Origin of the sequence: Acidihalobacter sp., from assembly GCF_037381185.1 — a bacterium.
Lineage (GTDB): Bacteria > Pseudomonadota > Gammaproteobacteria > DSM-5130 > Acidihalobacteraceae > Acidihalobacter_A.
In genome coordinates this window covers 1-20670 of sequence record NZ_JARRQY010000057.1, presented here as the reverse complement: position 1 = coordinate 20670, position 20670 = coordinate 1, and the positions used below count along the sequence as shown (strand labels likewise).

At 63.2% G+C, this 20670-nt stretch carries 18 protein-coding genes and 1 pseudogene; 11 read left to right on the top strand and 8 right to left on the bottom strand.

The window, feature by feature from the left end; genetic code table 11:
* The first annotated feature begins 34 nt into the window (after positions 1-34).
* The 4 genes from P8014_RS16810 to P8014_RS16795 all read left to right on the top strand — a co-directional run bounded on the left by P8014_RS16810 (position 35) and on the right by P8014_RS16795 (position 2129).
* The gene (locus P8014_RS16810) at positions 35-496 is read left to right on the top strand and encodes a hypothetical protein (RefSeq protein ID WP_337818478.1); all 462 of its coding nucleotides are present in this window, start codon (positions 35-37) and stop codon (positions 494-496) included.
* Positions 477-1079, top strand: coding sequence for a thioredoxin fold domain-containing protein (locus tag P8014_RS16805; protein WP_337818477.1), 603 nt, complete (start codon positions 477-479; stop codon positions 1077-1079). The genes P8014_RS16810 and P8014_RS16805 overlap by 20 nt, the downstream gene beginning before the upstream one ends.
* A gap of 187 nt (positions 1080-1266) precedes the next feature.
* Positions 1267-1878 carry a sigma-70 family RNA polymerase sigma factor gene (locus P8014_RS16800; RefSeq protein ID WP_337818476.1) on the top strand — a complete coding sequence of 204 codons (612 nt, stop codon included), beginning with the start codon at positions 1267-1269 and terminating at the stop codon, positions 1876-1878.
* Positions 1875-2129: a hypothetical protein gene (locus tag P8014_RS16795; RefSeq protein ID WP_337818475.1), complete on the top strand. Its 255-nt coding sequence runs from the start codon at positions 1875-1877 to the stop codon at positions 2127-2129. The genes P8014_RS16800 and P8014_RS16795 overlap by 4 nt, the downstream gene beginning before the upstream one ends.
* A gap of 4 nt (positions 2130-2133) precedes the next feature.
* Here P8014_RS16795 and P8014_RS16790 read toward each other — a convergent pair whose 3' ends face one another.
* The 5 genes from P8014_RS16790 to P8014_RS16770 form a co-directional block, all read right to left on the bottom strand.
* On the bottom strand, positions 2134-2487 hold the full coding sequence (locus P8014_RS16790; protein ID WP_337818474.1) for a LysR family transcriptional regulator: 354 nt from the start codon (positions 2485-2487) through the stop codon (positions 2134-2136).
* Between the two features lie 2 nt (positions 2488-2489).
* Positions 2490-3404 carry an ornithine carbamoyltransferase gene (argF, locus tag P8014_RS16785; RefSeq protein ID WP_337818473.1) on the bottom strand — a complete coding sequence of 305 codons (915 nt, stop codon included), beginning with the start codon at positions 3402-3404 and terminating at the stop codon, positions 2490-2492.
* Between the two features lie 2 nt (positions 3405-3406).
* Complete coding sequence (locus P8014_RS16780) at positions 3407-4594, bottom strand: aspartate aminotransferase family protein (RefSeq protein WP_337818472.1); 1188 nt, start codon at positions 4592-4594, stop codon at positions 3407-3409.
* Between the two features lie 373 nt (positions 4595-4967).
* Positions 4968-5504: a hypothetical protein gene (locus tag P8014_RS16775; RefSeq protein ID WP_337818471.1), complete on the bottom strand. Its 537-nt coding sequence runs from the start codon at positions 5502-5504 to the stop codon at positions 4968-4970.
* 161 nt (positions 5505-5665) lie between these two features.
* Positions 5666-6250 (bottom strand): Fe-Mn family superoxide dismutase, encoded by a 585-nt coding sequence (locus tag P8014_RS16770; protein ID WP_337818470.1) that lies wholly within the window; start codon positions 6248-6250, stop codon positions 5666-5668.
* A 264-nt stretch (positions 6251-6514) separates the two neighbouring features.
* Between P8014_RS16770 and P8014_RS16765 the strand changes: the two genes are divergently transcribed.
* The 3 genes and pseudogenes from P8014_RS16765 to P8014_RS16755 all read left to right on the top strand — a co-directional run bounded on the left by P8014_RS16765 (position 6515) and on the right by P8014_RS16755 (position 9521).
* Positions 6515-8302, top strand: a complete 1788-nt coding sequence (locus P8014_RS16765) for an N-acetylglutaminylglutamine amidotransferase (protein ID WP_337818469.1) — start codon at positions 6515-6517, stop codon at positions 8300-8302.
* A 146-nt stretch (positions 8303-8448) separates the two neighbouring features.
* Positions 8449-8943, top strand: a pseudogene (locus tag P8014_RS16760) (MFS transporter); the annotation flags it as partial.
* 26 nt (positions 8944-8969) lie between these two features.
* Positions 8970-9521, top strand: a complete 552-nt coding sequence (locus tag P8014_RS16755; protein WP_337818468.1) for a hypothetical protein — start codon at positions 8970-8972, stop codon at positions 9519-9521.
* Between the two features lie 1157 nt (positions 9522-10678).
* Here P8014_RS16755 and P8014_RS16750 read toward each other — a convergent pair.
* Positions 10679-11671: a LysR substrate-binding domain-containing protein gene (locus P8014_RS16750; protein ID WP_337818467.1), complete on the bottom strand. Its 993-nt coding sequence runs from the start codon at positions 11669-11671 to the stop codon at positions 10679-10681.
* 83 nt (positions 11672-11754) lie between these two features.
* Between P8014_RS16750 and grxD the strand changes: the two genes are divergently transcribed.
* Entirely contained in the window at positions 11755-12096 is a 342-nt protein-coding gene (gene grxD / locus P8014_RS16745; RefSeq protein WP_337818466.1) for a Grx4 family monothiol glutaredoxin, read from the top strand.
* Between the two features lie 71 nt (positions 12097-12167).
* Here grxD and P8014_RS16740 read toward each other — a convergent pair whose 3' ends face one another.
* Together P8014_RS16740 and rnt are read right to left on the bottom strand one after the other, a co-directional pair.
* Complete coding sequence (locus tag P8014_RS16740) at positions 12168-13118, bottom strand: diguanylate cyclase (RefSeq protein WP_337818465.1); 951 nt, start codon at positions 13116-13118, stop codon at positions 12168-12170.
* Positions 13119-13635: 517 nt separating this feature from the next.
* Positions 13636-14277 carry a ribonuclease T gene (gene rnt / locus P8014_RS16735; RefSeq protein ID WP_337818464.1) on the bottom strand — a complete coding sequence of 214 codons (642 nt, stop codon included), beginning with the start codon at positions 14275-14277 and terminating at the stop codon, positions 13636-13638.
* 529 nt (positions 14278-14806) lie between these two features.
* Between rnt and aceE the strand changes: the two genes are divergently transcribed.
* The 3 genes from aceE to lpdA are packed head-to-tail and all read left to right on the top strand — an operon-like array spanning position 14807 to position 20551.
* The gene (gene aceE / locus P8014_RS16730; protein WP_337818463.1) at positions 14807-17470 is read left to right on the top strand and encodes a pyruvate dehydrogenase (acetyl-transferring), homodimeric type; all 2664 of its coding nucleotides are present in this window, start codon (positions 14807-14809) and stop codon (positions 17468-17470) included.
* A gap of 16 nt (positions 17471-17486) precedes the next feature.
* Complete coding sequence (gene aceF / locus P8014_RS16725) at positions 17487-18785, top strand: dihydrolipoyllysine-residue acetyltransferase (protein WP_337818462.1); 1299 nt, start codon at positions 17487-17489, stop codon at positions 18783-18785.
* Positions 18786-18811: 26 nt separating this feature from the next.
* Positions 18812-20551: a dihydrolipoyl dehydrogenase gene (gene lpdA, locus P8014_RS16720; RefSeq protein ID WP_337818461.1), complete on the top strand. Its 1740-nt coding sequence runs from the start codon at positions 18812-18814 to the stop codon at positions 20549-20551.
* Positions 20552-20670 lie beyond the last annotated feature (119 nt).

Genomic DNA, 20670 nt, shown 5'->3' with positions numbered 1-20670 from the left:
AGGCCATATTCACCCATGCATGGAGAATCAAACTATGCGCACTATCCACAAGTTGTTGGCCGGTCTGGCGTTGATCGGTCTGTTCGCCGGGCCTGTTGTCGCCATGGCTGCCGATTCTACCGGCAGTGACTCTCATCCCTTTGCCAAGTATCACTACGTGATCCAGGTCAGCGAGGACAATCCTGGGATGTGGGCGCTGGCCATGAATAACGCGCAAAACCTGCTCAACTACTATGGTCCTTCCGACGTGCAGGTGGTGATCGTGGCCTATGGCCCCGGCCTGAAAATGCTGCTCAAGAACAGCAAGGTGGCTTCGCGCGTGCAGAGTGTGGCCATGGAGGGCGTGGAATTCGATGCCTGTCACAACACCATGGAACACATGGGCAAGAAGCTGGGACACATGCCAGCGATCAATTCCGCCGCCACGGTGGTGCCGGCCGGCGTGGTGCGGATCGGTCAATTGGAGGGCAAGGGCTTTGCCTATATCAAGCCTTGAGGGACTTCCGCTTCTGGCCATGCTACGGCGGAGACTTGCGATTTTCGCCGTTCTTTTTGCCGCATTGACGCCTTTGTCGGCGCATGCCATCACCGGGCAGAAGTTTCTGGCTCAGGCGGCCAAGGCGAACTGGATCGCCGAAGGGCAGGGTGCGCGAGTGGTCTACGTCATCTTCGATCCCAACTGCCCATACTGCCATGTGGTGTACACGGAATCGCAGGCGCATCTGAAGAACGTACAGTTCCGCTGGTTGCCTGTGGCTATCCTCACGCCTACGAGCCTCGGCAAGGCCGCCGCCTTGCTGCAGGCGAAGGATCCTGTGGCGGCGTTGCGCGAAAACGAGAACAAGTTCGTGAGCGCGCGTGGCAAGCTAGGCGGTATCGTGCCTGTGACGCATATCGAGGCGGCGACGAATGCGAAGCTGCGGGAAAACGATCGCTTGTTGCAGCTGACTGGCGGGCAGATGGTGGTACCGAAAATTTTCTTTCTCGGTAAGGACGGCAAGGTGCATATGATCGAGGGGGCTTTGAGCGGCCCGGATTTGAGCAACACGTTGCAGGAGGTTGCGGCCTCGCGACCCTGATTCCGAAGAATTTTGCGGCAACCTGTAAGGTTACCGGCCTTTCCGGCGACTAAGCATGGATGGCTTCGCCCGTTAGAGACGCGCTGCGTGGATGAAGCTTGCATCCGTCTCCCGGCACGACGGCTATGCTTTCGTTACGGGATGGTCTATGTGGAATCGCTTTGGAAAGGGGTAACTAGGTGTGAGGATGAGTGGCCGCGCAGATGAAGCCGTCGAAGGGGGCGATCCGCAACAGTGGTTGCAGGCGCACGGCGATGCGCTATACCGCTACGCGTGGCGGCGGACGGGACAGGCCGATGTGGCCGAGGATCTTGTTCAGGAAACGTTGTTGGCCGCATGGCAGGCGCGCGGCAGCTATCGTGGACAGGCGCAGGAGCGCACTTGGCTGACCGGCATTCTGCGCCACAAGCTGGTCGACCACCTGCGCCGCAGCGGGCGCGAGGCGGCACGCGAGTTGAAGGCGGGCGTCGCGCCGGACGAGGATTTCGAAGGCGACGAAATCGAGGCTCTGTGCTTTCGCGAGGATGGCCATTGGCGCGAGCGTCTGCAGCGCTGGGACGGCGATCCGCCCAAGGCGTATGAGGTCGAGGCATTCCGGGAGGTCGTGGACCGTTGCACCGAGGGTATGAGTTCGCATCAGCGGGAGGCGTTTCGGCTATGTTTGATCGGCGAACTGGAGGTGGCTGAGGCCTGTGAGATCATGGCGATCAAGCGCAACCATCTGCATGTGTTGCTGCACCGCGCCCGCCTGGCGTTGCGCCAGTGCCTGGAACTGCACTGGCTGGCAGAAGCGCAATGATCCGCATTACTTGCCGACGAGCGGCGGAGTTGCTTTCGCGTTCGCGTGACGAAGGCCTGGAAGGGATGAACCGCCTGGTTCTCGCCGTGCATCTGGGAATCTGTTCCAACTGCCGTACCTATTCCAGGCAGCTGGGCTGGATCGAGGAGGCCCTGAATTGCCCATCCGCGGCTGGTCTGAGCGAGGCGGCGCGCCTGCGCATCGTGCGGGTGCTTGAGGAACCGCTGCCGCCGGGGCCGGGTAACGAATGAGCCTTCAGTCCTGTGGTGGCGTCAGATAGGTGCTGAAAGCGCTGATTTCGTCCGCAATGGCGGCACCCGCCTTGGTTTCCATTTCACGGTAACGGGCCAGCATGTCGCGGCCGAAATCGGTCACGCGTGCGCCGCCGCCGCCCTTGCCGCCAGCAGCGGTTTCCACCAGGGCTTCGCGAAAGCTCTGATTCATGGTGTCGACCAGCAGCCAAGCGCGCCGGTAGGACATGCCCATGAGCCGCGCGGCGGCGGAAATCGAGCCCTCGGCCTCGATGGCTTCGAGCAGATCGGCCTTGCCCGGCCCCATGGCAATGACGGAGCCGAGCAGGATGCGGACTCGCGGCTCGGCCCGGCTCATCTTCAGATATAGGCTCCGAGGAGGAATTCGATCAGTGCCTTCTGGGCGTGCAGCCGATTTTCGGCCTCGTCCCAGACTACGCTCTGCGGGCCGTCGATGACCCCGGCGGCGACTTCCTCGCCGCGGTGCGCAGGCAGACAGTGCATGAATACGGCTTCCGGCGCGGCCTTGGCCATCAGTACCGCGTCGACCTGGTAGTCGGCGGCAAAGGCGGCCGCGCGGCGCGCCTGTTCCTCTTCCTGGCCCATGCTGGCCCAGACGTCGGTGGTCACGAGGTCGGCGCCCGATGCCGCGGCACGAGGGTCGCGCATGACCTCGACGTGCTCGCCGCCGGCTTCGACGAAACGCGGGTCGGGTTCGTAGCCTTCTGGGCAGGCCACGCGCAGTTTGAAGTCGAGCAGCGCGGCGGCGTTGATCCAGGAGTGGCACATGTTGTTGCCGTCGCCGATCCAGGCCACGGTGCGCCCGCGGATGTCGCTGCGGTGTTCGTGGTAGGCCTGCAGGTCCGCCAGCAGTTGGCAGGGATGCACATCGTCGCTCAGGCCGTTGATCACCGGCACCTGCGAATACGCAGCGAAACGCTCCAGCGTTTCATGTGCGAAGGTGCGGATCATGACTACGTCGACCATGCGCGAAAGTACGCGGGCCGTGTCCTCGATGGGCTCGCCGCGCCCGAGCTGGGTGTCGCGCGGTGAGAGGAACAGCGCGTGGCCACCGAGCTGGGCCATGCCGACCTCGAAGGACACGCGCGTGCGGGTCGAGGATTTCTCGAAGATCATGCCGAGGGTCTTGCCCTGCAGCGGCGTATGGCGATCGCCGCGGCGCTGGATCGCCTTAAGTTCGCTGGCGCGGGAGATGACTCGGCGCAGTTCGTCGGCCGAGAGGTCGCGCAGGGAAAGGAAGTGGCGTACGGACATTTTCAGCCCTCCGCGGATTCGGCGAGGAATTCGCGTACCAGCGTGGCTACGCCGTCGACGATGCTGTGAGCTTGTTCGTCATCGATCACCAGTGGCGGCAGCAGCCGGATCACGTTGCCGTAGGTGACGTTGATCAGCAGGCCGCGTTCCAGCGCGCGGCCGACGAGTTCGCCGCAGGGGCGCTCGAGTTCTATGCCGAGCAGCAGGCCGAGTCCGCGCACTTCGGTCACGCCCTCGACGCCCTTCAGGGCTTCGCGAAATCCGCCGAGCATGCGCTGGCCGAGAGCGGCGGCGCGTTCGACCAGGCCGTTGGCCTCGATGGTGTCGAGCACCGCCAATGCGGTCCGGCAGGCCAGCGGGTTGCCGCCGAAGGTCGAGCCGTGCTTGCCAGGGGCGAACAACTTGGCCGCTTCGCCGCGTGCCAGACAGGCCCCGATGGGCATGCCGTTGCCCAAGGCCTTGGCCACCGTCATGACGTCAGGGCGGATGCCGGCGAGTTGATGTGCGAACCAGCGCCCGGAGCGGCCCATGCCGCTTTGGATTTCGTCGAGCATGAGCAGCCATCCGAATTCGTCGCACAGCGCGCGCAGGCCGTTGAGATAATCGGCAGGGGGAATGCGGATGCCGCCCTCTCCCTGTACCGGTTCGACCAGTACGGCGACCACGTTGGGACGGTTGTCGGCGATCTGGTGCAGAGCTTCGAGGTCGCCGAACGGAGCACGCACGAAACCGCGTACCAGAGGTTCGAAACCCGCCTGAATCTTGCGGTTGCCGGTGGCGCTCAGCGTCGCGAGAGTGCGGCCGTGAAAGCTTTGTTCCATCACCACGATCTCGGGCTCGGCAATATCGCGTTTGTGCCCGTAAAGCCGTGCCAGTTTGAGCGCGGCTTCATTGGTTTCGGCGCCGGAGTTGCCGAAGAACGCCGCATCCATGCCCGCCAGCGTGCACAGTCGTCGTCCTAGCGCTTCCTGCGCCGCCACTTGGTAGAGATTGGAAGTGTGGACTAGGGTGCGGGCCTGTTCGCACAGTGCCTCGCTCACGGCCGGATGGGCATGCCCCAGGCCGCAAACTGCGATGCCTGAGATAGCGTCGAGGTAGCGTTTGCCCTGGTCGTCGTAAAGCCATGGCCCTTCGCCGCGGGTGAACGTGACCGGTTGGCGTGTATAGGTGTGCATCAGGAAATCGCTCACGGCTGCTTCTCTTTAAATATGTCCAACGATGGTCTGCCGTCGCTCGCATCAGGACTGAAACAAAAACGGCAGCACTGCGGGCTGCCGGTCCACTTCGATTATAAGCATAGGTTCGGGGTTATTTACCAGACCAGTGGTAAACGGTATTGACAGGCTGTTGAACTTCGACTCATGCGGCGCGATAGCGTGTCAGGATCGGGTTCTTGTGCTCATTTACACTCTGTAAACTGCGTTTTTTGGCAAGCACGTCCTCGTGCCTGCCTGCTGTATGGCTGATGCGAAAATCCTTTCCAGAAGGATTTTTCGCCCGCTTCTTCCTTCGCTCGTACTCACCTGAGAGGCAACAACAGCCTGTCAACGGGGCCAGGAACCGTCAGATTACGGCGAGAAGGCTTTCGATTTTCGTCGTCAGTTGATGGCAGCTTTCGACGGAAAGAAAATCCAGCATTTCGGTCGGTTGGCGTAGCAGGCGCACGAACCATGTGGGAATGGTCGTCGGCGTAAGGTCCTGCAGGGCGTGCGGCAGAACGAGCTGGAAGCGTGAGACGGCGAAGGGGCGCAGCTGCGGATGGCAGTGGCCGGCAAGTTCCATGAGGGTTGCCGCATCGTCAATCTGTTCCAGAACCTCGATGTAGCGTTGCGCGACGAGACCTTTCAGGAAGACGTGCTCGTTGGCGGTATAGCGGGATTCGAGAATCGCCGGCTCGTTGAGCAGCGACAACAGGAAGCGGTACTCCAGCGGACGGTTCTCGGGCTCGAGCGGGGACTCCGACCACGATTTGCGCTCGAGCGTTCGCAAGCGTTCGATGATTTCGTCGGGTTGTAGCGGTGTTGCTTCGGCCGCGATCTTCTCGCAGGCCTTTTGTTTTTGCAGCGCCTCATTTAACAGGATTCTGAGTTGCTCGTTCATGCATCTCCCCTCCCTGAGCGGACTCGAAGGATGATAAGCCCGGGCGGATTTCATTGAAACCCGTGTGGATTCGGCCGAGGGAGGAGGCAAGCGGTGTTTGCTTGCCGAAGGTGCCCCGCCCGCCGTTAGGGAGAGCGGCGGGGCGGGGGCATGGCAGGGTTTCAGGCTGCGAGGTTCTTGGCCACGAAGTCCCAGTTCACCACGTTCCAGAACGCGTCCAGGTACTTCGGACGGGCGTTGCGGTAGTCGATGTAGTAGGCGTGTTCCCACACGTCGACGGTCAGCAGCGGGGTGAGCCCGTCGCGCAGCGGGTTGGCGGCGTTGCTGGTGTTGACGATGTCCAGGTCGCCGGAGGCCTTCTTGACCAGCCAGGTCCAACCGGAGCCGAAGTTGCCTGCGCCGGAGGCGGCGAACTTCTCCTTGAACTCGGCGAAGCTGCCGAAGGCCTTGTTGATCGCCTCGGCCAGCTCATCGGCCGGTTCGCCACCGCCGTTCGGGCCCATGCCGGCGAAGTAGAAGGTGTGGTTCCATACCTGAGCGCCATTGTTGAAGACGCCGCCGGCCGGGGCCTTGCGGATGATGTCTTCGAGGCTGGCGCTTTCGAACTCGGTGCCGGGCGCCAGCTTGTTCAGGTTGGTAACGTAGGTGGCGTGGTGCTTGTCGTGATGGAACTCCAGGGTTTCCGCCGAAATGTGCGGCTCCAGGGCGTTCTTGTCATAAGGCAACGGAGGCAGTTCGAATGCCATGGGTTCACTCCTTTGAATGATGGGGTGGTATGGGGTGCCGCGCCGTCCGCGGATCCGGCCGTGGGCCGGCTCTGAATGCAGATGTTCGGGACGACGCCCGACCGCCCTAAAATAGGCCACGTCGGCTGGACATGCAATAATTCCGAGTAATTGACTCAAGCGGGCCGGGGCCGTGATTTTGCGTTGCCCGGTGTGTCGGACGGCGCGCAGCGGCAGAATTGGCGCTCGTCGCAGGTTCATCGAAAATTCATGTCAGGAGTTGCTATGTGCGGAATCGCGGGCGAGCTGCGATTGGACGGATCCTTGCCGCAGGAACGGGTCATGCAGGCGATGCTGGATCGGCTGCGCCGACGCGGCCCGGACCACGAGGGTCATTTTTGCGACGGTTGCGCCGCGCTTGGTCATCGCCGGTTGTCGATCATCGATCTTTCGGCCGCGGCCGACCAGCCTATGCAGGACGCCGAAACCGGGCTGACGATCGTTTTCAACGGCACGATCTACAACTATCCCGAACTGCGCCGCGAGTTGCTGGGCCTGGGGCATAGTTTCCGTTCAAGCGGCGATACCGAGGTAATTCTCAAAGCCTATGCGCAGTGGGGCGAGCGTTGCGTGGAGCGCTTGCTGGGCATGTTCGCTTTCGGCATCTGGGATGCGCGGGAGCGCCGGCTGTTTCTGGCCCGAGACCGCATGGGCATCAAGCCGCTGTACTACAGCGAGACGTCGAAGAGCTTCCGTTTCGCCTCGAACCTGCAGGCGTTGCTGGCCGCGGGTGTCGATACCGATCTGGATGCCCTGGCGCTGCACCACCACATGACGCTGCACGCCGTGGTGCCGGCGCCGCGTACGCTGTTCAAGGGCGTGCGCAAGCTGCCGCCGGCGCACACGCTGAGCATCGGCAAGGACGGCCGTGCGCACATGCGCCGCTACTGGACGCTGAGTGCGACGCGCCCCGCCGTGCCGCGCAGCGAACAGGAGTGGACGGAGGCCGTGCACGAGGCGCTGCGCGTGGCGGTCGAGCGCCGGCTGCGCATCGCCGACGTGCCGGTCGGCGTGCTGCTGTCCGGCGGCCTGGATTCCAGCCTGCTGGTCGCGCTGCTGGCCGAATCCGGCGCCAGCGGGCTCAAGACCTTCACCGTCGGTTTCGAGGATCAGCCGGAGGAGAAGGGCAGCGAGTTCGAATATTCGGACCCGGTCGCCGAGCGCTATGCCACCGAGCACTTCAAGTTCGAGATTCCCAACAGCGAGGTGCTCACCCGCCTGCCCGAGGCGGTCGACCAGATGTCCGAGCCGATGGTGGCGCAGGATGCGGTGGCCTTCTACCTGCTCGCCGGGCAGGTCTCGCGCCACGTCAAGGCGGTGCAGTCGGGGCAGGGCGCGGACGAGGTGTTCGGCGGCTATTTCTGGTATCCGCGCATGGCCGAGGCGCAAGGCGATGCGATCGACCGCTTCCGCCCACTGTATTTCGACCGCGACCATGCCGAGTACCTGCGCACCGTCGCACCCGCCTATGCCACCGACGACGTTACCTCGGCCTACATCGCCGAGCGACTCGCCGAGCCGGACGCCGATGAGTTCATCGACCAGGTGCTGCGCCTGGACGTGACCACGTTGATCGTCGACGACCCGGTCAAGCGCGTGGACAACATGACCATGGCCTGGGGCCTGGAGGCGCGCGTGCCCTTCCTCGACCACGAACTGGTGGAACTGGCGGCCAGCATGCCGCCTGAACTCAAGTTCCGCAGCGGCGGTAAGCACGTGCTCAAGCAGGTTGCACGCGGGCGCATTCCGGATGCCGTGATCGACCGGCCCAAGGGCTACTTCCCGGTGCCGGCGCTGAAGTATGTGCGCGGCGAAGCCTATGAATTCATGGCCGATCTGCTCAATTCGCAGGCCTGCCGCGAGCGCGGTTTGTATAATCGCGACTATGTCGACGCGTTGCTCGCCGATCCCGAGGCCGAGAGCAGCTTCACAGCAATCCGCGGCAACAAGCTGTGGCACCTGGCGCTGCTGGAACTCTGGCTGCAGCGCCATCTGGGCGGGGAGGCGATCTGAGTGTCGCCTACCTTTCGTTCGGCTTTACATTTGATATGTAAAACGTCTTAAACGGGACGTTTTACATCATTGATGCATATCTGGTTCGGTCGTATCGTGAGCTGGTCCGCGGTTTCGCCCGCGGAGCTTTTCGACCGAGGACAGGGATGCGTGCTGAAAGCATGGTCGGAGGCGTCGCCGTGGCGCCGCCGGCCGGGTATATCGAACACGGCAGTCAAGCCTTCCGACACACCAATCTCGCGCTGTTCGCGGCGGGGTTCGCCACCTTCGCGCTGCTCTACTGCGTGCAGCCGTTGATGCCCGAATTCTCGCGCGATTTTCACGTCGCGGCGGCGATCAGCAGTCTTTCGCTGTCGTTCACGACCGGCGTGCTGGCCTTTGCCATGCTCGTTGCCGGCGCGTTTTCCGATGCCTATGGGCGCAAACCCGTCATGGTGGCGTCGTTGCTGGCCTCCGGTCTGCTGACCATGGCGCTGGCTTTCACCCATAGCTGGCATGGGCTGCTGCTGATGCGCGCGCTCATGGGCTTGACCCTGAGCGGGTTGCCGGCCATCGCCATGGCCTATCTCAGCGAGGAAATGGCCGCACGCTCGATCGGGCTGGGTATGGGGCTGTTCATCGGCGGTTCGGCGCTGGGCAGCTGCTGCGGGACGATGGCTTGCCGTGGATGTTCGCTGCCGGCTTTCTGCTCATGGGCACCTTCGTCACCGTCTACAACTATACCGGCTACCGCTTGCTGGGGGCGCCCTACGGCCTCAGTCAAGGTGTGGTGGGCGCGATCTTCGCGGTCTATCTGGTCGGTATCTTCAGCTCGGCCTGGATGGGGCATCTGGCAGGGCGGTTGGGGCGACACCGGATGCTGTGGACGGCGTTCGCGCTGATTCTCGCCGGGATCGGCCTGACGTTGCTTCGTCCCTTGCCGGCAGTGGTCCTGGGGTTGGCGGTGCTGACCTTCGGCTTTTTCGGCGGGCATTCGATCGTCAGTAGCTGGGTTGGACGGCGCGCCGGCAGCTCGAAGGCGCAGGCCTCGTCGTTGTATCTGTTTTCCTACTACATGGGTTCGAGCATAGCGGGCTTCTGTGGCGGGTTTTTCTGGAGCGCAGAGGGTTGGGCGGGCGTTGCGGCGTTTACTGGCCTGCTTACCCTGGCCGGTCTAGGGGTCGCGTTGCGTCTTGTGCGGTTGGCGCCGCTGGGGGCGGCGGATTCGGCCGGTAGCTAGATCGATTTAGGGCTGTGTTGGTGGTTTTGATCTTGTGTGCCTGAAGGTGGCGTACTTGTCGGCTTGGGTGATCGGTTTCGGGCGCGATTTGAGGTTTGCGGCTTCGATCAATCGAGGTGACACGCTTGAGCCTCTTTACTTTGCATGCCCAAAGAAAGGGGCGAAAGAAAGGCACCCCAAGCACTCTGCACCTGTGCCATTGGCGGCTGCAGCGACTCCAGGCTGTTTCGCCACAAGGCGCGCCGTGCAGGGAAGGCATATTGCCTTCGCCAGCGGCGCAACACCGGGGCGGGATAGCCTGGAGTCGCCCTTCGGGTTGGCTTGTGTGCGCCCATGGCCGCGTTGTGGCGCTTGCCAAGGGCAATGGCCATTGCCTGCGCACCGCGCCGTGCCCTGAACGCACACAAGCCCACTGCAGCCGCCAATGGCATAGGTGCAGAGTGCTGTGCCTTGTCCCTGACGGGCAGACCTCGAGCGCACGCCCCGTCGCGGGGCACCGCAGGCACTTGCCCTCCTGGCAAAGCCTGCTCGGGCGGCGTCCTGCCGCCCGAGCCCGCGCCGGGGCGCACGCTCGAGGCAAGGCCACACGGGAACCGGGGAGTCAAAACAGGGCGCAACCCAAATGTTTGATCTGCTACCAAGCTGATTTAGAGCGATTCAGTTTCTGACTCGCCCGGTTTTGACGTTCGGCCCCCTGATCGCTTGCCTCGCGGGCGTGCGCCTGAGGGGGGGATGGCCGGCAGGGAAGCCGGCCAAGCAGCACTTCGCAGGACGCGAATGGCTGCGGGCCCCCGTTCAGGGGTGCGTTCGCGAGGTTGCCCGTAGGGACAAACGATCCGTGGGGTGCGTTTCTTTCGCCGGTTGCTCTGCGCATTTCAAAGAAAAAATCGCCGGGAGCAATTTTTCGCGCCAGCCCCGAAGGGGTAAGGCGCAGGGATGCGCCGAACAAATCGGCTCGGGCGCGTCACCAATTCAGAGCAAATCCCCAGGCATCGAATCGCGCCCGAAACGGGCTGCCACGGCCAGCAAGTATGTTGCCTTTACTCACGCGCGAAGAAACTTTCATCCCAAGTGCCGAAACATGGACAATCCCAGCGCACCGCACTAGCAGGACCTTGGGAACTCCAATGCATCCGCATACCGCACAACAATAAAGCTCAAGTCGGCGCGCCGTGCGCCGCTTCCGCGATCAGCATGCGTGCGAATTCGGCTACCAGCGGCGAGCGTTCGTCGCTTCTTTGCACCATATGGATGACGGAATCCGCCCCGCTGCCGCTCAGCGGGACATAGCTGACGCCTTCGACTTCGATGTGCTCGTAGGAAGCGGGCAGGATGGATACGCCCATGCCCGCGGCGACCAGGCCGATGATGGTAGAAGGCTCGGCCGCTTCCTGACTGATGCGCGGACTGAAGTTGGCAGCCATGCACAGGGCGACGATCTGATCATGAATGCCGGTGCCGGCGGCGCGGTTGAACACGACGAAGGGTTCCTCGGCCAGTGTTTCCAACCCGAGCGATGCGTTCGGTGGCAGGGTCGCGAGCAGCGGATGGTCGCGGGGCATTACCGCGACCAGCGGGTCGCTGAACAAGGCGCGCGCCACGAGCGCCGGAGGCAGCTCCGCGGGGCGGACGATGCCCAGGTGCAGGCGCTTGTCCAGCAGGGCGTCGATCTGCTGCAGCGTGGGGAGTTCCTCCAGCAGCAGGTGAACGTCCGGATGCGCACGGCGGAAGGCAGAAATGGTCCGCGGGATTCTGCCACTCAGCGGGGTGGAGGCGGTGAAGCCTATGCGCAGTTCGCCGGTTTGCCCGCGCGCCACGCGTCGCGTCAGGTCGATCGCCCGTTCGGTGCGGATCAGGATGTCGCGTGCCTCGCCGAGGAACGCGCGGCCTGCTTCCGTCAGTTCCACGCGTCGGTTACTGCGCCGCAGCAGTTGTGCGTCGAGGCTGCTCTCGAGCTGGCGGATCTGCTGGCTGAGCGGTGGTTGGGAAATGCCCAGGCGTTCGGCTGCGCGGCCGAAGTGCAGTTCGTCGGCGACCGCGATGAAATAGCGCAGATGACGCAGTTCTATGGGCATGCGGCGATAGTCTTGGGCTGTAGCGGACTGGCGCACCGCACTATAGCGCGTCGCGCCCGGCGATGTACCCGACATGTCGCAGCTCCCCTGTCGGGAATTGGCATATGGAGTTAGACTGATCAGCCGATTCTTATATGTATCAAGCAGGAGTGATAGCCATGGATGTCATGGATCGTATCCGCGAGCAGGTCGAAAACAACCCCGTGGTGATCTACATGAAGGGTACGCCGCAGTTTCCGATGTGCGGCTTTTCGGCTCGCGCGGCCGAAGCCCTGAAGCGTTGCGATGCCGAGTTCGCCTATGTCAACGTGTTGGCCGATCCGGAGATCTTCGAGAATCTGCCGCGCTTTGCCGATTGGCCGACGTTCCCGCAGCTGTACATCGGTGGCGAACTCGTAGGCGGCTGTGACATCACCATCGAAATGTTCGAAAACGGTGAACTCAAGTCGATGGTCGAAGAGGCCATCAAGAGCAAGGTGCAGAATCAGGAACAGGCCTGAGTTTCGAGCATGCCGTCAACGCTCCCTGAAACGGGGGCGTTTTTCGTTCCGGGTGGGCCTGGGGTGCGGTGTCAGGAACTGACGGCGCGCGATCGACCGGTTTGGCGTGCAGCGGTCAGATTCTGTTCGGCATTGTGCAGAATGTTGCTGAGCGGGGTGCAGATGGCGCCGTGGCGGTAGATGTTCGCGCCCAGTGAAGCGCTGAGGCTCACGTCGCCGTTGTCCGTGTGATAGGCGGGTGCGCTGACGGTCTGGACCAGGCGCTCGACCTGTTGGTTGGATATGTGGCTGGGATCCGCATGCAGGGCGGCTACGGCGAAGGTGTCGCCGCCATATCGTGCGACCACATCTGTCGGCCGCACGGAGTTGCGCAGCCGCAAGGCGACGCTGGCGAGAACTTCATCGCCGCAATCGCGCCCGTATTCGTCGTTGATCTGACGAAAGTGATCGATGGCCAGTAGTACGGTACAGACCGCGCCTTCGCGTTCGTGTGCGTAGCGCAGCATGGACTGGAGCCGCTGTTCCAGGTAACGGCGGTTGCCGAGTCCGGTGAGGTTGTCGATGAGGTTGCTTTCGAGCAGCTCGCGGTTGGCGGCCCGCAGGGCGTTGCTGGTTTGCAGGAGACCGTTGTTCAGTGCGGCCACACGGCCCGCCCCGTATACACGTGCGGCCAGTTCGTCAGGGTCGGCCGGCTTGATCAGATAGTCGTCGACGCCACGCCGGAAGGCCTCGAGCATGGCATGTTGTTCGTCCTTGGCGGTGAATAGAATGAAGGCGGTGTACCAGTCGCGTTTCTGGTCTTCCCTACGGATGGTTTCCAGTAGTTCGAGGCCGTTCATGCTCGGCATGACCCAGTCGGCGATGATGACGTCCGCATAGCGTTCGGCGGTCATGCGCAGGACTTCTTCGCCGCTCGCGGCCAGGCGAATGTCCTCGTAGCCGAGCTTGAGCAGGCCGCTGCGCATGACGGCGCGGCTGAACTGCATGTCGTCGACGATGATGATGCTCAGAGCTTGGCTCATGTTCCCTCTCCAAACTGCGGCCTATCCGGGTATGCCTTCGCTGTTGCGGGAGCTGCCCGTTTCAGTATGCGTGTCGCCACAGCCTTCCTGTGATTGGAATTTACCTCAAAATGCCGTATGAATGGCATTGGTGTCCCCGCTTCACGCTGTTTTGGGGTGGGAGAAGTGGTTTTGTGAAAATACCGAAGGAAGCTCCAACTGCCTGGGCCGGTGTGGGGCCGTCTTGCCGCGTACGTTCGTCCGAGAGGGCCGGCATATGCACTGAAGGTCCCTAGGGGGGAGTTTTACCCGAACTTCGAGCATGGAGCACTAGCGGGTTGTTGTTGTGTCGCTCAGGCGAGTGCGAGATAAGGAAAAGTCGGACGAAAAATCCTTCTGGAGAGGATTTTCGCGTCAGCCGAGCAGCGCGCAGAGACAAGGCCGCGCTCGCCAAAAAGCGCAGTTTACGGGGTTGAATTGGCACAAGAACCCGATTCTGACTTGCTATTACGTCGCATGAGTAGAATTCACCAGCCTGCTAGTCCCCGTTGGTACGCTGCCACTGATTGAGCACGGAACAGAACAGGTCGGCGGTGCGTTCGGCGTCGTAGGTTGCGCTGTGTGCGGATTCGTTGTCCCATTCCATGCCTGCGGCCTTGGCTGCGCGCGACAATACGGTCTGCCCATAGGCCAGGGCGGAGAGGGTGACCGTGTCGAAGTTGCTGAAAGGGTGGAATGGATTGCGCTTGATCGATGCGCGTTCGACCGCGGCGTTCAGGAACGATAGGTCGAAGGCGGCATTGTGGCCGACCAGAATGGCGCGGGTGCATTCGTTTTCTCGCACTGCGCGTCGTATTTCCTTGAAGATGTCGCTCAGCGCCTGTCCTTCCGAAACGGCCGGACGCAGCGGATGGTAGGGGTCGATGCCGTTGACCGCCAGCGAGGCGGCCTCGACGTTCGCGCCCTCGAATGGGGCGACATGCCGCGAAAGGGTCTGGTCGCGTTCGAAGTAGCCGGCAGAGTCCATGCGCAGCGTGACGGCGGCGATTTGCAGCAAGGCGTCGGTGCGTGGATTGAAGCCGCCCGTTTCGACGTCGACCACCACGGGCAGGAAACCGCGAAAGCGCTGGCCCATGGGAGTGAAGTCGGTGTCGGCCGAGTTTGCGTATGATTTGGACATGGCGTTGAGCTTACCGCATGCCGACCGTCGCGGCGAGCGGTGGCTGCGGTGGCTCGGTAGCGAAATAGTAACTGGACCGACAGGGCTTCTTGACCGCGCACGCGTGCAAGCTGGATCATATTTGTGCGCTTTGCGGTCTATACTAGGGCCTGTTCACGCGGCTACTCGGTCCGTTGTGGTGTCTGCAAAGCGACCAATCCCGGCCCGAGAGATGCGCTTTGGCCGTTACCAGACGTTCGCGTGAACAGACCCTGTGCAACCTTGAAATTGATATAACCGCTGAAGGAACAAGCCAGATGGATGCAGCGCGATGCGCATGGAATGCAGCCGCCGGAGCCTGTCGTACACAACAAGCACGCGGGCGTGGTGACAATACCGACCGACGGTGCGTCTCCGCTGTCGATTCCTCAGGGTCTCTTTAAAGGCTGAATCCCGTCCTGCATCCCGTCCCATGTCGCGGGGTGCTTGTGCCTGCGCCGGCTCGTGCCGAGCGGATGCGGGCATCCCCGCCTAATGTGTGGAGGTATGCATGAACGCCATAACCCCTCTGATGGACGACGACGCTCTCGAAACCCAGGAATGGATCGATGCGTTGGAGTCGGTGATCGAACGCGAAGGCGTCGATCGCGCCCATTTTCTGCTCGAACAGTTGGTCGACAAGGCCCGTCGTTCCGGCGCCTTTCTGCCGTATTCCGCCAATACCGCCTACGTGAACACGATTCCGCCGCATCTCGAGGCGATCCTGCCCGGCGATCCGGCCATGGAGCGGCGCATCCGCTCGTTGATCCGCTGGAACGCCTTGGCCATGGTGGTGAAGGCCAACCGCAAGAGTTCCGAACTCGGCGGTCACATCGCCAGTTTCGCCTCCATCGCCACGCTGTACGACGTCGGCTTCAACCATTTCTGGCGCGCGCCGACGCACGAGCACGGCGGCGATCTGGTGTACTTCCAGGGACATTCCTCGCCCGGCAACTACGCGCGCGCCTTCCTCGAGGGCCGTTTGAGCGAGGAACAGCTCGACAACTTCCGCCAGGAAGTCGACGGCAAGGGCATTCCCTCGTATCCGCATCCCTGGTCGATGCCCGATTTCTGGCAGTTCCCGACCGTGTCGATGGGTCTTGGTCCGCTGCAGGCGGTCTATCAGGCGCGCTTCATGAAGTACCTGAACGACCGCGGCATCGCCGACACGCGCGACCGCAAGGTGTGGTGCTTCATCGGCGACGGCGAGATGGACGAGCCCGAGAGCATGGCCGGCATTTCGCTCGCCGCGCGCGAGAAGCTCGACAATCTGATCTTCGTCATCAACTGCAATCTGCAGCGCCTGGACGGCCCGGTGCGCGGCAACGGCAAGGTGGTGCAGGAGTTCGAGGCGCTGTATCGCGGCGCCAGCTGGAACGTGATCAAGGTGTTGTGGGGCCGTTACTGGGATCCGCTGCTCGCCCGTGACCAGGACGGCCTGCTGCAGCGGCGCATGATGGAAGCGGTCGACGGCGAGTACCAGAACTACAAGTCGAAGGACGGCGCCTACGTGCGCGAACACTTCTTCGGCAAGTATCCGGAACTCAAGGCCATGGTCGCCACCATGTCCGACGAGGACGTGTGGCGTCTGAATCGCGGTGGTCATGACCCGTACAAGGTCTACGCCGCCTATGCTGCGGCGGCCAAGCACACCGGTCAGCCGACCGTGGTCCTGGCGCATACCGTGAAGGGCTACGGTATGGGCAGCGCCGGTCAGGGCCAGAACCGCACTCATCAGCAGAAGAAGCTGCACGACGACGACATGCTCGCCTTCCGTGATCGCTTCGACATCCCGCTGTCGGACGAGGACGTGGTCAACTGCAAGTATTTCCGACCGGCCGAGGACAGCCCCGAGATGCGCTACCTGCGCGAGCGGCGCGAGGCGCTGGGCGGCTACATGCCGGTGCGCAAGACGCTGGCCACGCCGCTGGAGATCCCCGAACTCAAGGCCTTCGAGTCGCTGCTCGAGGACAGCGGTGATCGCGAGATGTCGACCACCATGGCCTTGGTGCGCATTCTTACCGTGCTCACGCGCGACAAGAAGATCGGCAAGAACGTGGTGCCGATCATTCCGGACGAGGCGCGCACCTTCGGCATGGAAGGCATGTTCCGCCAACTCGGGATCTACTCCTCCGTCGGCCAGCTGTACACGCCGGAGGACAAGGACCAGATCATGTTCTACAAGGAGGACAAGAGCGGTCAGATCATCGAGGAAGGCCTCAACGAGGCCGGCGCGATCGCCTCCTGGATCGCGGCCGCCACGGCCTACGCCAACCACGGCGTGAACATGGTGCCGTTCTTCACCTTCTACTCCATGTTCGGCTTCCAGCGCGTGGGCGACTTCATCTGGGCCGCAGGCGACATGCAGGCGCGTGGCTTCCTGATGGGCGGCACCGCCGGGCGCACCACGCTGGCCGGCGAGGGTTTGCAGCACCAGGACGGCAACAGCCAGATCATGGCCGGGCTGATCCCCAACTGCGTCAGCTACGATCCGACCTTCGCCTACGAGCTGGCAGTGATCGTGCGCGACGGCATGCGCCGCATGTACGACGAGCAGGAGAACGTCTTCTACTACATCACCGTGATGAACGAGAACTATCATCAGCCGGCGATGCCCAAGGGTGTGGAGCAGGACATCGTCAAGGGTCTGTACCTGTTCCAGCAGGGCGGGCGCAAGAAGAAGAAAGTGCAGTTGCTCGGTTCCGGCACCATCCTGCGCGAGGTGATCGCCGCCGCCGAACTGCTGGACAAGGACTTCGGCGTCAGCGCCGACATCTGGAGCGCGACCAGCTTCAACGAACTGCACCGCGAATGTGCCGAAGTCGAGCGCTGGAACCGCCTGCATCCCGAGGAGGCGCCGCGCGAATGCCACGTGACCCGCAAGTTCTCCGGACGCAGCGGCCCCTTCGTCGCCGCCACGGACTACGTCAAGAGCTTCGCTGACCAGATTCGTGCATGGGTGCCCGGTCGTTACGTGGTGCTCGGTACCGACGGTTTCGGTCGCAGCGACACGCGCGCCCAGTTGCGCAAGTACTTCGAGGTCGACCGTTACCACGTGGCCGTTGCCGCGCTCAAGGCGCTGGCCGACGAGGGCACCATTCCCGCCGCGGATGTGAGCAAGGCGATCGAGCTGTACGGCATCGATCCGGCCAAGCCGCATCCGATCACCGCCTGAAGCCGGGAGCATACGAATGGCAGAATTGAAAGAAATCCGTGTACCCGACATCGGCGACTTCAAGTCGGTCGAAGTCATCGAAGTACTTGTGGCACCCGGCGACACCATCGCCGCGGAAGACTCCCTGATCACCCTGGAGTCGGACAAGGCCAGTATGGAGATTCCGGCGCCGGAGGGCGGCGTGGTGCGCGAGGTGCGCGTCAAGGTCGGCGACCACATTGCCGAGGGTTCGCCCATCCTGGTGCTGGAACCGGGCGAGGCGAGTGCCGCCAAGCCCGCACCTGCGGCCAAGTCGGCCGAAGCCCCGGCCCCTGCCGCGGCTGAGACGCCTGCGCCGGCTCCCGCGCCCAAGGCGGCCGCCGAGCCGGCGCCGGCGGCCAAGCCTTCGCCGACCGCCCATCTGAACGAGCAGCGCTTCCGCAAGGCACACGCCAGTCCGTCGGTGCGCCGCTTCGCACGCGAGCTCGGCGTGGATCTGGGCGAGGTCGGCGGCAGCGGCAGCAAGGGCCGCATCCTGCGCGAGGACGTGCAGGCCTACGTCAAACGGGCGCTGAGCCACGGCGCCGCGGCGGGCGGTCTCGGCGTGGCGCCGATGCCGGAGGTCGATTTCAGTCAGTTCGGCGAAATCGAAACCCAGCCGCTGACCAAGATCAACAAGCTCACCGGCCAGAATCTGCACCGCAACTGGGTCAGTATCCCGCACGTCACGCAGTTCGACGAGGCCGACGTGACCAATCTGGAGTCGTTCCGTAAGCAGATGGTCGAGGAGTACGCCGCCAAGGGCGTGAAGATCACCATGCTGGCCTTCCTGATGAAGGCGGTGGTGTCCGCGCTGCGCGAGTTCCCGCGGTTCAATGCCTCGCTCGATCCGACCCAGGAAAACCTGATCGTCAAGAAGTACTTCCACATCGGTATCGCCGTGGACACTCCCGACGGTCTGGTGGTACCGGTGATCCGCGACGTCGACCGCAAGAGTCTGGTCGACCTCGCCCAGGAACTCGGTGAAGTGTCCAAGCGCGCGCGGGAGAAGAAGCTCAAGCCCTCGGACATGCAGGGCGGCTGTTTTTCCATCTCCAGTCTGGGCGGCATCGGCGGCACGGCCTTCACGCCGATCATCAACGCGCCGGAGGTGGCCATCCTCGGCGTGTCGCGTACGAGCTGGCAGCCCGTCTACGAGAATGGCGAGTTCGTGCCGCGTTTGATGCTGCCGCTGTCGCTGTCCTACGATCACCGCGTCATCGACGGCGCGCTGGGTGCGCGCTTCACCTCGTTTCTGAGCAAGCTTTTGTCCGATACACGACGCATGCTGCTGTAGCCTGCTGCTAGTCGTTGGAGTCACACATGGCAGAAAACATCACCGTTACGCTCCCCGATATCGGGGATTTCAAGGACGTCGAAATCATCGAAGTGCTGGTCGCGCCAGGAGAAACGGTGGAGGCCGAGGCCTCGCTGCTCACCCTGGAGTCCGATAAGGCGAGTATGGAAATTCCCGCGCCGCAGGGCGGTACGGTGAAGGAACTGCTGGTCAAGGTGGGCGATCGCATCAATCAGGGCGCACCGCTCCTGACCCTCGAACCCAGTGCCGCGGCCGAAACGGCGGCGCCGGCAGATTCCAAGAGCGAAGCCGTGCCGACGTCCGAGCCGACACCCGCGGTCGAAAGCGGCGACGCCGACTTGCTGGCCGAGGTGCTGGTGCTGGGTTCCGGCCCGGGCGGCTATACGGCCGCCTTCCGTGCCGCGGACCTCGGCAAGCGCGTGATGCTGGTGGAAAAGCATGACGTGATCGGCGGCGTGTGCCTGAACGTCGGCTGCATCCCGTCCAAGGCGCTGCTGCACACCGCTCAGGTGATCAACGAGGCTGCCGAATTCGCCGAACACGGCGTGCGTTTCGGCGCGCCGAAGATCGATCTCGACGGCATCCGCGCCTACAAGGACGGCATCATCGGCAAGCTCACCGGCGGTCTCAAGCAGCTCGCCAAGCAGCGCAAGGTGGAAATCGTCCATGGCGAAGGCAAGTTCACTTCGCCCAATACGGTGTCGGTGGCAACCGCCGACGGCGCCAAGCTGATCCGTTTCGAGCAGGCCGTCATCGCGGCCGGTTCGCGCGTGGCCAAGCTGCCCTTCGTGCCCTGGGACGACCCGCGCGTGATGGACTCCACCGACGCGCTGGAGGTACAGGACGTGCCCAAGCGCCTGCTGGTCATCGGCGGCGGCATCATCGGCCTGGAAATGGCCACCGTCTATCACGCGCTGGGTGCCAAGGTGACCGTGGTCGAGTTGGCCGACGGCATTATTCCCGGAGCCGACCGCGACATCGTGCGGCCGCTGGAGAAGCGCATCAAGGCGCGCTACGAGAACGTCTTCGTCAAGACGCAGGTCACGGCCATCGAGCCGGGTAAGAAAGGGCTGTTGTGCCGTTTCGAGGGCGACAAGGCGCCGGCCGAGGATACCTTCGACCGCGTACTGGTTGCCGTCGGGCGTTCGCCCAACGGCAAGTTGATCGGCGCCGAGGCGGCCGGCGTGGAGGTGGACGAGCGCGGTTTCATCGCCGTCGACACCCAGCAACGCACCAATGTGGCGCATATCTTCGCCATCGGCGACGTGGTCGGCCAGCCGATGCTGGCGCACAAGGCGACGCATGAGGGTAAGGTCGCAGCCGAGGTCATCGCCGGGCAGAAGTCGCATTTCGACGCCCGCGCCATTCCGTCCGTGGCTTATACCGATCCGGAGGTCGCCTGGATGGGGCTGACCGAGACCGAGGCCAAGGCGCAGGGCATCGCCTACGAGAAGGGTGCGTTCCCGTGGGCGGCCAGCGGCCGTTCGCTGTCGCTGGGGCGCGATGAAGGCGTGACCAAGGTCTTGTTCGATCCCGAGACCAAGCGTGTGCTCGGTGCCGGCATCGTCGGCCCCAACGCCGGCGAGCTGATCGCCGAGGCGACGCTGGCGCTGGAGATGGATGCCGAAGCCGGCGATCTGGCGCTGACGGTGCATCCGCACCCGACGCTGTCGGAGACCTTGAACTTCGCTGCCGAGGCGGCCGAAGGCACTATCACCGATCTCTATATTCCGAAGCGCCGTTAGGGAAGCGCTGATTTATTCGCCTGAGGCGTCTGTGCTGGTCGTGAGTCTGAGATCATGAGTCATCGTCACAGTTGGGTTGATCGCCATGCAATCGAGCTTTTCGGAGTTGGAATACGCGG